Source organism: Paenibacillus sp. SN-8-1, assembly GCF_050995535.1.
GTDB lineage: Bacteria > Bacillota > Bacilli > Paenibacillales > Paenibacillaceae > Fontibacillus.
This window is the reverse complement of record NZ_CP194782.1, coordinates 823,084-836,032: the sequence shown is the minus strand read 5'-3', so window position 1 is coordinate 836,032 and position 12,949 is coordinate 823,084. Positions and strand designations below refer to the sequence as shown.

9 protein-coding genes are annotated in these 12,949 nt (G+C 46.6%); 1 reads left to right on the top strand and 8 read right to left on the bottom strand.

The window, feature by feature from the left end:
* Positions 1 to 2: 2 nt before the first annotated feature.
* The 6 genes from ACRRNK_RS03950 to ACRRNK_RS03925 form a co-directional block, all read right to left on the bottom strand.
* A complete protein-coding gene (locus tag ACRRNK_RS03950) occupies positions 3 to 314 on the bottom strand; it encodes a type II toxin-antitoxin system RelE/ParE family toxin (RefSeq protein WP_433945510.1) in 312 nt (103 codons plus the stop codon).
* A 232-nt stretch (positions 315 to 546) separates the two neighbouring features.
* Positions 547 to 819 (bottom strand): type II toxin-antitoxin system Phd/YefM family antitoxin, encoded by a 273-nt coding sequence (locus tag ACRRNK_RS03945; protein WP_433945509.1) that lies wholly within the window; start codon positions 817 to 819, stop codon positions 547 to 549.
* A gap of 218 nt (positions 820 to 1,037) precedes the next feature.
* Positions 1,038 to 2,741 carry a hypothetical protein gene (locus ACRRNK_RS03940; protein WP_433945508.1) on the bottom strand — a complete coding sequence of 568 codons (1,704 nt, stop codon included), beginning with the start codon at positions 2,739 to 2,741 and terminating at the stop codon, positions 1,038 to 1,040.
* A gap of 81 nt (positions 2,742 to 2,822) precedes the next feature.
* On the bottom strand, positions 2,823 to 4,610 hold the full coding sequence (locus tag ACRRNK_RS03935; RefSeq protein WP_433945507.1) for a VWA domain-containing protein: 1,788 nt from the start codon (positions 4,608 to 4,610) through the stop codon (positions 2,823 to 2,825).
* Positions 4,611 to 5,202: 592 nt separating this feature from the next.
* A complete protein-coding gene (locus ACRRNK_RS03930; protein ID WP_433945506.1) occupies positions 5,203 to 5,772 on the bottom strand; it encodes an SF0329 family protein in 570 nt (189 codons plus the stop codon).
* Between the two features lie 402 nt (positions 5,773 to 6,174).
* A complete protein-coding gene (locus ACRRNK_RS03925) occupies positions 6,175 to 7,164 on the bottom strand; it encodes a tRNA dihydrouridine synthase (protein ID WP_433945505.1) in 990 nt (329 codons plus the stop codon).
* Between the two features lie 301 nt (positions 7,165 to 7,465).
* Here ACRRNK_RS03925 and ACRRNK_RS03920 point away from each other — a divergent pair, with 301 nt between their 5' ends.
* Complete coding sequence (locus ACRRNK_RS03920; RefSeq protein WP_251377537.1) at positions 7,466 to 9,172, top strand: methyl-accepting chemotaxis protein; 1,707 nt, start codon at positions 7,466 to 7,468, stop codon at positions 9,170 to 9,172.
* 451 nt (positions 9,173 to 9,623) lie between these two features.
* On the opposite strand, the gene ACRRNK_RS03915 is transcribed toward ACRRNK_RS03920, so the two are convergent.
* Together ACRRNK_RS03915 and ACRRNK_RS03910 are read right to left on the bottom strand one after the other, a co-directional pair.
* On the bottom strand, positions 9,624 to 11,918 hold the full coding sequence (locus ACRRNK_RS03915) for a thiamine pyrophosphate-dependent enzyme (protein ID WP_433945504.1): 2,295 nt from the start codon (positions 11,916 to 11,918) through the stop codon (positions 9,624 to 9,626).
* Complete coding sequence (locus tag ACRRNK_RS03910; RefSeq protein ID WP_433945503.1) at positions 11,915 to 12,937, bottom strand: 2-oxoacid:acceptor oxidoreductase family protein; 1,023 nt, start codon at positions 12,935 to 12,937, stop codon at positions 11,915 to 11,917. Before ACRRNK_RS03910 ends, ACRRNK_RS03915 begins: the two co-directional genes overlap by 4 nt.
* Positions 12,938 to 12,949: the final 12 nt, after the last annotated feature.

The window sequence follows — 12,949 nt, the reverse complement described above, 5'->3', positions numbered from 1 at the left end:
ATTCATAATAAACTGTTATGATCGCGTTTACTATAAACGATACGTCGGATTTCGACTGCATTGTTCATAACAACATAAAAAACAAGATAACTCTCGACAACAAGCACCCGATACTCATCCTTTAATCCTTTTGTATGTTTGTAAATATATCCCGATAAAGGAAAGTCCTCTAACACAGATATCGCTTCTTCAAACCTATCAGCTAATTTAAACGCAGCCTCAGGCGCACAAAGTTCATCACTAATATATAAGATAATGTCAAATAGGTCTTTTTTCGCAACAGCAAGGTAACTTACTTCATACCTCTTCCCCATTAGTTCTCCCCCTTTAAAGTTTTATTTATATTCCCATCCGTTTAATGCAAATTTACGCAGTATTGCTTCTTCTTTATCTTTCAATTAAATCCGCCTCGTCTAGGTATGGACATACCTAATAAATATAATCAAAAAAATATGTATGTTTATGCCTAATATCCTTGGTAAAGTTTGTTGTCAAAAGATAAAAACCGAAGAAGTACTTTCTCCGGTTCATCTCAGCAACTATATTTTAATTCTCCTTACGAATTCGCTGCCTTAAAGAATGAAATACCTCAGCATGACTAAACCGCTCATCCGATTGATTAGCTTCTACTTCAGCTTCTTTCAACTTCTCATAAATTTCGCTTTCAAATTTCATACTCTCATATTTCTCTATGCTCATAACCACCATATCGCCATGTCCATTTTTTGTGAGAAACACCGGCTCGCCACTCTCATGAACAAGCTTTGATATTTCAGCGAAATTATTTCTCAAATCGGATCTAGGTCTAATTTTAGGCAAAGGGCATCTCTCCTTTCCTGTTTTATTTTATCATTATAATGATAAAATTCCAACGCAATCTTTATCAATACGATGAATATAAGGAAAATCGTCATAACCTTCATTATGTATTCTCGCTGCATCATTAATTTACATTTCTCCTATCCTCCCCCTTTTCACACTCAAAAATAAACCCTCGATATGTTCCCATGAACGTATATCGAGGGTTTAAGTCTGAATCAGACTCCCTTCATAGGGATCGTATAAAACATCTGGCTTCCATGACTGTTGGTGTACCAGACAACCTTCCCGCCGCTGACAACCGGATTACATTCGGACAGCATAAAATACTTGATACTCTGAATATTACCAACAGCCTTACCCTTGCCATCGATAAGCACATATTTCACATCACCCGGATGGTTTTCTTTATCGAATTCCTGCCACAGCACCATCATTTGTTCATCAGAGATGCGAACAAGCTTCGGAATGGAGGCGATCCGGTCGGTGCCTACATATTTAGCCAGTGTAATCGTATGAACGGAGGTGCTGTCCATGCTGGTCCTTGGCAATACATTCAGGATGATATCCCGTTGGTCACTTTTAAGCCCTACCATCTCATATGAGGTATAGTCCTTGACCAAGGAATGGTCAACCGAGTTCATTGCGACAATATAGCTGCTGGAGGACATCTCAACCCCGCCAATAGATACCCCAGTCGCATTCGCTCCAGTTTCGCCCGGAATCTTAAACAAATCCACCTCGTTGTAACTCGTTCCGTCACCCTTATGAAGAACTACGGAGCGGGGATAGGCATCCCCATGATCCACAAGCACTTGCGAACTGCCGTCAAACAACACGTATTGATCGAAAGAGTGGCTGACATGGTTCTCCTGGAAGCGCCCCAGATCGTTGGTTACTGTCATATTTGAGGTATTGACGATAATGGTAAGTTGGGATTGATGATTCAGCTTGTCCTCTGTGGTATATCTTGTACGCGAGGTATGGAACACCAGGGTATTCCCTGACTCGGCCATTCTTCCGGAACCGGCATCAAAAGGTACCACCGTATAGCTCTGCCCCCCTGTTATAGAGACGCTGTCAATTCTTTTAAAGCTTTTATCATAACGGACAATGCGGATCACTTCCTTGCTGTCGTTCTCTTCGCGGTTCTCTTGTCCAAAAGCAATATAATTATATTGCTTCCCGCTATAAAACCCGCCGAACAATGGAAGCTCATAAGCGATCTTTTGAGTTGCCGTTAGCTCATTCCGAGTATTATAGGTATCTATTGTAATGTTGCTGCCCGCTTCCACGACACTTACCGTCCCATCGGAATTGTTAACAAGATAGGACGACACTGTGCTTTTCCATCTCGGAAAATAGGAAGATTCGGCATTCCCCTTCGTTTCGCTGGATACTGCAACCCGGTAAGCATTGTCCGGTGTTCTGGAGGACATGACCAGCTGATTCTGCTGACTGTTATACGACAGCTCGAAAGGGATTTTGCCGGCCAAATCTCTTAATTGAAAATAATTGTTCCCCTCTATCGTGTAAGCCTTAATGGACTGCAGCACCCCGTCGACCATGACCTTGGAGGTGGACAGAGCGGCAGCATAAGTCCTGCCCGGGCTAAAGTAGAGACTGTCCTCAGTCCCCTGAGCCGTATAAGCTTTTCCTGTCACGATTTCGATAGCCTTATTCTTCTGATTCCAGGTGATGTCAAATTGACTCGGTGTTCCCGAGAAATTTCGGGCCAAATCACGCAGATTGAAGTAATTGCTGCCCGCAATATTGAAGCCGTGAGAACTCTTCTCCTCCCCGTCAAAATAAGTGCTGCTCCCGGTCACCGTAGCCTTCACGGTATTACTTGCAAAGGTTGTGGTGCCAAATGCCGGTGTTACGATTAACAAAACTAGCAGCAAACCAAACATCCTCTTCATTCTTCGTTTCCCCCATTGAGTGTCATATGTATAGTACAGCAAGATTGACATGCGTCTGTTATTACTTATCGGCATTTACTACTAGTTCTTAGGCCAAGGATCGCCACTATACAATGCGGATGTTCCGTTTACACTTTTGCATGTTGAACCCGGATCTGATTCATTTTTATAAATTGAACATTCGCTTCTACCAAAATCTCCAACTTTCCATTTGCTGGACTCGGGATCCTGGATTAAGGTATAGGAATTCAAATCTGCCTCGTATACCCGTTCCTGATTTAGTTCTAATGGAAACAGTTTGAAAAACTTAACTTTATAGCTACCATCAGGCTGTGGCTCAATAGACACTGTTCTGTAATTCTCAAGGGGGTCTATTATCTTCGGAGTACCCTCGTTTCTTAAGTTGACATAATCTATTTCTATCCTATTCTTTAAATTCTGGTAAAAGTTCGAATTACTCATCACATTATCGCTAACCAGACTAAAATCAAGATTGTTCACCGCATTAGCGTAATTGACTTGATATTCAAACAATCCGTTCATAACTTGAATAGATTCTGTATCAATTTTACGTGTATATTCTAATGTTGAGGTTTTCGCAGTATGAGTATTTGAGTTCATCTCAACTGTAATTGGGAAATCCCCTCCTGGGTCGATGGTTTGGGCCGGCTTAAAGGTCAATTTATATTGCTTCACATACTTCTGAAATACATTCTGATATATATTCTGCAGTTCTGACTGAAGATCATCTTGTTCATCGATCGAAAAATAGCTGCCTCCAGTCTCATCAGAAATCCATTGCAGATCTGTAGAAGTACCTCCAAAACCAATCGTATAGATAGGTATGCCCAATTGTTTTGACAGGTCGATCACAGATTGTGCTGAAGAACCATAGTCCGAAACTTCCGTATTTTCACCATCAGTAAACGCTATTATGTATTTAGGCCCATCTTGTAAATTCGTATCATATAACGCTTTAGTTAACGAATCGTACAAAGCTGTCTTGCCATTATCAGACTCTAAAGTGCTTAAGTAGGAGGTAATATATTGTCGATTTGAATTAAATGGAATGTCTGCAGCATCAGGTGCGAAACTAGAGAAGGTTAATAACTCAAATTGCCCTCTGCTATTACTCGGAACATTATGTAGGAATTGTATTGCCGCACTTCGTACTAGGTCTATTTTGGATTGTTCCGTCATTTCGTTTGGCGGGTCCATCATACTGCCACTCTTGTCTATTACTAAATTCACACTAACGGGATCTATCTCGTTAACCTTGGAAACCTGAGTTACTGGTGAGCCATTAACTTTGAACATTTCTCGAGTCAAATTCTCTGAATCTAATGCAACAGAGAATGCGTCATCAGCAAAAAGAGAAAAGTACACATCGACTTGTCCATTTTCATAATTAGATGAATCAACTTGGTTCACTTGGATAAACGCAGGTTCTAATTTCACATTCATCGGTTTTTCAGTTGGTTCACTAGTTGACTCCTTAGGTGATTCGCTAGTTGATGGGGCATTATTTGAATTTTGCTTTGCCGTGTTTACAACCTGTACATCGGAAGGACCCTTGGATGAATTCCAATACCATACTCCTGATACTCCCCCAATAAGAACTAAAGCTGCTGCCGATATCATTACCCATTTGGGATAAGTCCTCTTTGAAGTCGTTCTATTTCCGGTATTCAGGGAATCCTGCCTCTCCTCAGATAATACATCTATAACTATGCCATTGCCTCCTATGGGGGAAGTATTGGAATCCTGTTCTTCAACCGACCTTGGTTCAGATTGAATTACTTGTTGTCCACATTCACCGCAAAATAAGATGTTAGAGTTTAATTTTTTTCCACAGTTTGTACAGTACATGTTACGTGCTCCTTCCACCAAAAGAACTAATTCTCAAGTAATATTAACATTAAACTCCTTAATCTAGCTATTATAATCTGGGTATATAAACCTAATAATGCAATAAGTAACTGAGAAAATTGTAATATATTTTTGTTAATCGAGAAGAAGCCAGTTCTGGCAAGTGACTTTCGGGATTTTTATCGGAGAATTGAGAAAGAAATCGGAGAGAAGGAGGAAAGGTCAGTGTGAACTCGGGAGAATACCCTAAATCAAGGCAGCAATTTAACATTTCATTTTTTGCAGTCTGGAAAACCAATTAACGTTACATAGACGCCAGGATTCCTGGCGCCTTATATCATTAACTATTTAATTCATACAAAAAGTAACCTCAAGCTAATAAAGATGGCAACATAGCGACGACCATAAATATATAGCTATCAACTTCAACACTCCATATAACCATTACCGCTAACACCTGCTGCCACTTCGCAGCAAACCGAAGGTCCTTTAAGTACCAAGCCATAGATCTTGTTATGCCCAATAATGTTCATGACAGATCGTTAATTTTCCCTTATGGCATATCCAGCCCTTTTCGATATGTCCATTCACTTCACAATGTACTACGCCGTAGTCCATAAAAATACTGCACAATCGGATGCTTTAACTTCATCTTCTCGGACAAGTTCACAATCCGCTTTTTCCCAACTCTCCGGTCCAACAAAGCTAGAACATTCAATAGGATATCATGGCTCTCTATGCTTTCCTCTACAGAGGTAGAAAGATACTTATTCGCCACAACGATGAAATTCGATCTACTTAATGAAGCCTGTGCTGACAACAGCTCTTTGGCATGTTCTGAGCTTTTTCTGCTTCTGGCCATGACTACTAGACGATCCTCTGGCACCGGCCCCTTGCTGGCTTGTCTGACAGCTTCAATTTCGTCTTGGGTGACAGGGATTTGGATATCCGGATCATTCTTAATTTCCAACTCCGTTAGATACCATTTGATGAAGCTGGCTTTATCACTCATATTGAGTACATTCTTTTTATCTACCGAGATATAGCAAGTCCCCGGTTTATCCGCTAAATAACGGTAAGCCGGGGCGCGGTATTCTACCCTTCCATTCAACGCAGGACAGAGAAAGCTCTCAAGCTGCTGCTTCAATTTGCTCCAGGACATATAATCCCCCTCTATATAAAAACAGAGGAAAGGCTTGCTGGCTCAGGTTTGTAACCCTCTCCATTCGTCCGATCCTCAATCTGTTCATGTATTTAATATTTCTAGACAGATTTATTCTTACTATATAAGTCGAACTAATGATTTACGTGCTAGGCTGCCGTGTGAAATGTTCCTACGATCGCTGTTGTTCTCAGACTTCTTTATTCATTTTCTAAGGTAGAAGTCTAATCACAAAGCATATGCTTTCGATGTAGCTTTCTTTCAGAAAGCTTGTAGGCGAACGCTCCGCTTCTCCGGAATCATTTCACACTCTTGCCTATTAGTAATTCTTAAATTTCAACTTATATAGTGAACTAACCCGTATTTACCTAAATCGTCCGATGTTTCTCCAATCTTGGCAGCTTAGTTCTCTCGTTCCTCAGCCTCATCATGCTCCCTGCTTCCAAACTCATCAAGCAGCGCACGCACTTCGCTTGTAGACTTGGCGTTCATTAAGTTATTTCTTAATTCACTTGCCCCGCGGAATCCGCGAACGTATATTTTAAAGAATCGGGCAAGTGGCCGAAACGAACGTAGTTCCTGTGCCGAATATTGATCATGAAGATCCAGATGCAGCCGCAGCAGATCAAGCAATTCCTCGCTGGTATGCTCTCTCTGTTCCTTCTCAAAAGCAAATGGATTATGAAAAATACCGCGCCCAATCATAATCCCATCCACACCATACTGCTCAGCGAGCCGGAGGCCGGTCTGACGGTCAGGGATATCCCCGTTAATGGTCAGCAGGGTGTCTGGCGCTATCTCATCCCGGAGCTTTTTGATCTCTGGAATCAGCTCCCAGTGGGCAGCTACTTTGCTCATTTCTTCTCTTGTGCGCAGATGAATAGACAGATTCACAATGTCCTGCCGCAAAATATGGGTTAACCAGCCGCGCCATTCCTCAACGTCAGTGAAGCCGAGCCTTGTCTTGACACTGACGGGCAGTCCCCCGGCTTTGGCCGCCTGGATAATATCCGCCGCGAGCTCCGGCCGGCAGATCAGGCCGCTACCTTTTCCATTCTCCGCTACATTCGCTACAGGACAACCCATATTAATATCTATGCCCTTGAAGCCTTCCTTCGCCATGCCGATACTCATCTGCCGGAAGTATTCCGGCTTGTCTCCCCAGATATGCGCCACAATGGGCTGTTCATCCTCAGTGAACGTCAACCGGCCGCGCACGCTATGGTTCCCCTCCGGGTGACAATAGCTTTCTGTATTTGCGAACTCTGTAAAAAACACATCCGGTCTGGCCGCCTCACTCACGACATGGCGAAACACCACATCCGTAACATCCTCCATGGGCGCCAGTATAAAAAAGGGGCGTGGCAAGTCACGCCAAAAGTTAGTTGTCATGTCAAAAACCTCTCTAGTGCATATTAAATCAAATTATATCATAACCCTGGGGGAAGGATACTTGCACTCCATATAGTGAATCCAGGTTATTTAACTATTTTGTGTCTAAATACGATAATTTTCCTATTTTTTCGAGTAAAACCGACAGAAATCATTGCCAATTCTTCAGCACGATCTTATAATGAACACTTACCATGGTAATTTATAGCAAATATGTATCTTGCAAAATCCACAACACCAGCCTTTATTATGGGAATATTCCTCAGCAATAGGGCTAGAATCGACAGAGGAGCAATGAATAATGCGTTTGAACAAACTTAAAATCGGAACGAAATTCAATCTATTAGTAATCGGAATTGTTGTATTTTTATCTATTGTTATCAGTCTCACGGCGAAGTACCAAATCGAAAAAGCAATGCTGGACGTGTTCACAAGCCGGGTGAAGATTGTCTCCGCACTGGGGTACAGCTGGTTGAATACGACTTACCCGGGTGACTGGTCTGTGAAAGGTGGAGAATTATATAAAGGCAGTACCAAGATCAACAATAATAACGAAATCCCTGATCAAATAGGAAAGATTACAAATGGAGCGGTTACCATCTTCCTGGGGGATACGAGAATTGCGACCAATGTAATGAATAAGGGCCAGAGACAAATCGGAACAAAAGCAGACCCCCAAGTAACGGATACGGTATTGAAGACCGGGCAGACTTACCTCGGGAAAGCCAACGTGGTGGGGACAGAGCACTTAACCCTGTATAAGCCTATTAAAGACAGAGACGGAACCGTAATCGGAATGTGGCTGGTAGGACCAAAGCTTCAAGTTATTAATGAGACCGTGCTATCGCTAATGATCATGTTCGCTGTTACCCTCGTAATCGTAGCGGCTATTGCGGTTGTATTGAGCATCCTGTTCACCCGTTCCATGGTACGTCCGATTCTTACAATCAACAAACAATTGAATGAGATTGCGGAAGGAGAAGGAGATCTTACGAAAGAGCTTCAGGTCAAATCACAAGATGAGATTGGTGATTTAGCCACTTCATTTAATAAAATGCTTGGCAATCTCCGCAGGATGATTGGTCAGATTGGAACTATCTCGGAGCAGGTGGCCGCTTCTTCTGAAGAATTAACAGCAAGCGCCGCCCAGACCACCCAGGCAACGAATCAAATTACCACATCCATTCAGGAGGTTGCAGGCGGGGCGGATACTCAGGGTCAAGGAGCGATTGAAAGCTCAACAGCTATGAATGAGATGGCGGTCGGCATTCAGCATGTCGCAGAGACAACTTCTTCTGTGACTGAACTCGCGATGGCAACTAGTAGAGAAGCAAGCAGCGGGCATGAGTCTCTGCGGCAGGTGATTAACCAGATGAGCTCCATAGATGAAGCTGTCCACAACTCCGCTTCGGTAGTCAGAGATTTAAGAGAACACGCGGAGGAAATTGGCAAAATAACGGAGGTTATTACTTCCATCGCGAATCAAACGAATCTGTTAGCTCTTAACGCGGCCATCGAGTCTGCTCGTGCAGGCGAGCATGGGAAAGGCTTTGCGGTTGTAGCTAATGAGGTCAGAAAGCTTGCTGAGCAGTCCAGGGATTCGGCTAATCAAATCACGGGATTGATCAACAAAATTCAAAGGGACACCTCCCTTGCCGTGGACGTCATGGATAAGGGAACCCAGGAAGTGAAGCAAGGGGTAGACGTGGTTCACGTGGCGGAAATAGGATTTAACAAGATCCTTCAGCTTATTGAGCAGGTTGCGGATCAGATACAGGAAGCTTCCGCGGTCTCACAAGAGATGTCCGCCAGCGCGGAGCAGGTGAGCGCCTCCATCGACGAGATTGCCCATATTGCACAGAACTCCGCCACCAATATTCAGAACGTTGCTTCCGCTTCAGAGGAACAACTGGCTTCCATGGAAGAGATCTCCGCCGCGTCATCCGCTCTTTCCAAGATGGCAGAGGAGCTCCAGGCTCAGGTGGGTCAATTTAAAACAGAAAAGTAGTGGAACGTTGAAAAGGATGCATCCTGTACTGGGCAGGATGCATCCTTTTTTTGTTACCTTGGACGTATGATGCGACATTCGTGAATTTTGCGATTATGTATGTACCGGTGGATATCCTGCTTGAGTGGATTTCGGGGGTTGAACTGCGGAGACAGTCATTGCCAGCAACTTCTCATAACCAGTCAGTTAGTTGTTCATTAGAAAAAACACCGACAGCCAACCAACTTGGCCGGACGCCGGTGCTGAAGCTTTACAGCTTTGCAATTTGACTGCTTATTGCTTACTGATAATTTCTTTATTGCTAAATGCTTATTGGTAATTATTTTAATTTCGTACTGCTTACTGCTTTTTGCTAATTGCTTCATTGATAACTACTTCGCTTGGTATCTCCTTACTACTAACTTCTAAATTACTTACTAATTACTGCTCCCCTGCTTAAACTCCGCCCCCGCTACAGCAGCGGACTCTCGTGCTTCGCCTTCAGAATCGACCAGCGCCGCTCTACTTCGCGCTCGAATTCGCTGAGCGTCTCCTGGTTCTCTTCCTTGAGCAAATGCTTTGATTTGCCCATATATTTCAGCCAGTCGCCGAGCGGCACCCGTTTGTTCTTTTCCTCCGGGTTGTACGTAATGTTCGTCTCCCCCTGCTCCACTTCATACAGCGGGAAAAAGCACGAGTTAACCGCCGCGCGGACGATATTCTCGCCTTCTTTGTCATCGGACTTCCAGTTCAGCGGGCATGCGATCAGCAGCTTGCCGTAGACGGTACCCACATTCTGGGCGTACCACTGCGCTTTGGCCGCCTTTTTCACAAGGTCCTGCGGGAAAGCTTCTGTCCCCGTAAATACATACGGAACATGCGCCGCCGCCATCATTTGCACAGTATCTTTGTGGTGGAAGGTCTTGCCCTGCTGCTGCTTGCCGACGCCAGACGTGCTTGTCATGTGGCCTAGAGGCGTGGAGTACGACAGCTGTGCACCCGTGTTCATATAGCCTTCATTGTCGTACTCCAGAATGATCAGCTTATGGCCCCGAAGTGCCGTCCCGATGGCTGAACCCATCCCGATGTCCATACCGCCGTCGCCGGTCACCATCACAAAAGTGAAGTCCTCGGGAACTTCAATCTCTCCCCGGCGTTTCCGTTCAAGGAACGCCTCTACTGTACCGGATAACGTAGCCGGCCCGTTCTGAAACAGATTATGAATGAAACTCTGCTTGTGCGAGTTATATGGATAACCTGTAGTGGTGATATACGCGCAGCCGGTATGGAACAGAGTTACGACATTGCCTTCGATCCCTTTGAAGAACAGCTCCAGCCCCGGGAAAATCCCGCAGCCCGGACAAGCTCCATGTCCGGAAGCAAAGCGTTTGGGCTTCGCGGCAAGCGCGCGCATCGGCGGCACTTTAACGGCCAGCTTGCCCGTTGCCTCCTCCACCTTGACGGTGATCAGGCCGGATGTGAAGCTGTCCCCGTTCATCGGCGCAATGACCGGCTGCAGCTTGTGCGCCTCATCGCCCGGCGTGTGCCCGTAATAATCGAACGGCACCTGGGCGTACCCAAGCTCAATCGCCTCCAGCGTCAGGGCAAAGAAAGCCTCCGCGTCATCCGCGTAATAATCTTTGCCGCCAAGCCCGAATATGCGGGAGAGGACAATCGGCTGCGGGCCGCGAATCTCCTGCAGGGCCGATTTGACCTCATGTGTCAAATTGGCACCGTTCGCGCCGTACGAATCGGCGCGTTCGCCGACCAGCAGCGCTTTGACTCCCGTCAGCGCCTCGCGGATCTCCCGCGCCGGGAACGGCCGGATTATATTCGGGCTGATTACGCCCGCCTTGATTCCTTGCGCCCGCAGACGATCCACCACATCCTTCGAGGATTCCGCCGCAGAATTGAGCAGGAACAAGGCCACTTCAGCATCTTCCATGCGGTACAGATCCAGCGGCGAGTAGGATCTTCCCGACAATGCTGCATATTCCTCCGCCACTTCCTTGAACACCTCGCCCGCCCGGTACATGGCCTCCGACTGCTGGAAGTGGTTGTTCATAAGGTCGTCGCCGTTCATATAAGCCCCAACGACAATCGGTTTGTTCTCGTCCAGCACGTGCGGGAATTCCGGCTGTTCCCCTACGAATTCCTGCACGGTCTCCCGGTCCGCAAAAATCTGCACCCGGCGTTTCTGGTGCGAGGTGAAGAAGCCGTCATAGGCTACGATGACCGGCAGGCGTACGTCCGCGTGCTCGGCGATGCGAAGCGCCATGATATTCATGTCGTACACGGCCTGCGGCGAACGGGCGGTCAGAATGACCCAGCCGGTATTCAGTCCGTAGTACAGATCCGAGTGGTCGCCGCGGATATCCAGCGGGCCGCTGACCGCACGCGTCACCAGGTTCATGACCATCGGGAAGCGGGTTCCCGCCTGCACGGGCAGCTGTTCGATCATATACAGGAAGCCGTTCGCGCTGGTAGCGTTGAATACCCGCGCGCCCGCTGCGGCCGCGCCGTAGCAGATCCCCGCCGAGCCATGTTCACCGTCGGCCGGAATCAGCTTGATGTCGTGTTCGCCGCGCGTACGCATCATGTCAAGGTATTGAGCGATCTCCGTAGATGGCGTAATCGGGAAATAACCCATGATGTGGTAGTTAATCTGGGCAGCCGCCATTGCGGCCATTTCGTTGCCTGATTCGAAGACTGCTGTCTGGGCGGCTGGCACCCTTTGCTCTGTTAAGTCTTTGGTCTGTAAGGTCATGATCTGACTCCCTCCATACTTAAATAGGGGAATACCTGCGGCACACGGTGCTGCTCCGCATACTGCGGCTCTTCCAGCATGGCAGCCAGCGCGGTGGTCGGGCAGGCCTCCACACACTTCAGGCAGCCTTTGCAATATTGGTAATCAATGCCCTTCATGAACATCTGCAGATTGCCGCGCTTATCCGGTCTCTGCTCCCATACGATGCAGAAGTCCGGGCATACCGTATCGCAGGCGGCACAGTTAATGCAGTCCTCCATCTTGTATTCCGGCAGATATCCCTGCCGGGACCCGCTAAGATCTTTCAGGACACTGTTGGCCGTAACCTTGAGAATACCGCCGAGTTCCTGTGTCTCATATCCAAGAACCGGCTGCATTCTTGTGAAGGTAGATGGGTCCATAAGACCTGTTCCGTCTCCTATGGTAAGGAATTGGACTTCGTGATATCCTCTGTCAAAAGTCCGCAGGTTCGGTTCCACGAGATGAGGCAGCTTTTTCTCAAAAGTCCTGCGGATCACCCGCCGCATGTCGTCCGGGTCAAGGAAGCTGCAGATCCGGAACAGCGCGCCCAGCATCGCCGTATTGACCTTCGTCTTCTCCTCGACGGAGATTCTCAGCGCATCAATCGCGGCCAGCGTGCCTCGCGTCATCTTCAGATCCGCGGCTACTGCGGCAAGATCACGCGCGGTATTCACAAGCACCGTTCCATTAGGCCGTAATCCGCTAATCACATCTACTGTCTTGTATAACGCTTCATGAAATACGCCGATCACATGCGGCTGCTCGATGGGGCTGTGATCGCGGATCTCCACCTGGGGATCGCAGAATCTCACGAAGCTTTTGACCGGCGACCCTTTTTTCTCCGAACCGTAACTTGAGAAGTTGGAGCCGTTAAGCCCAGCGCCGGTTACCCCGGCTTCGGCCAGCATTTTACCAGCCAGGTTGGCCCCAAGTCCACCAATGGATTCGAGACGAATCTCGTAGAATCCCAGTTCATTTGTGTGAGGCAAAATAGACACGCTCTCTCCCCA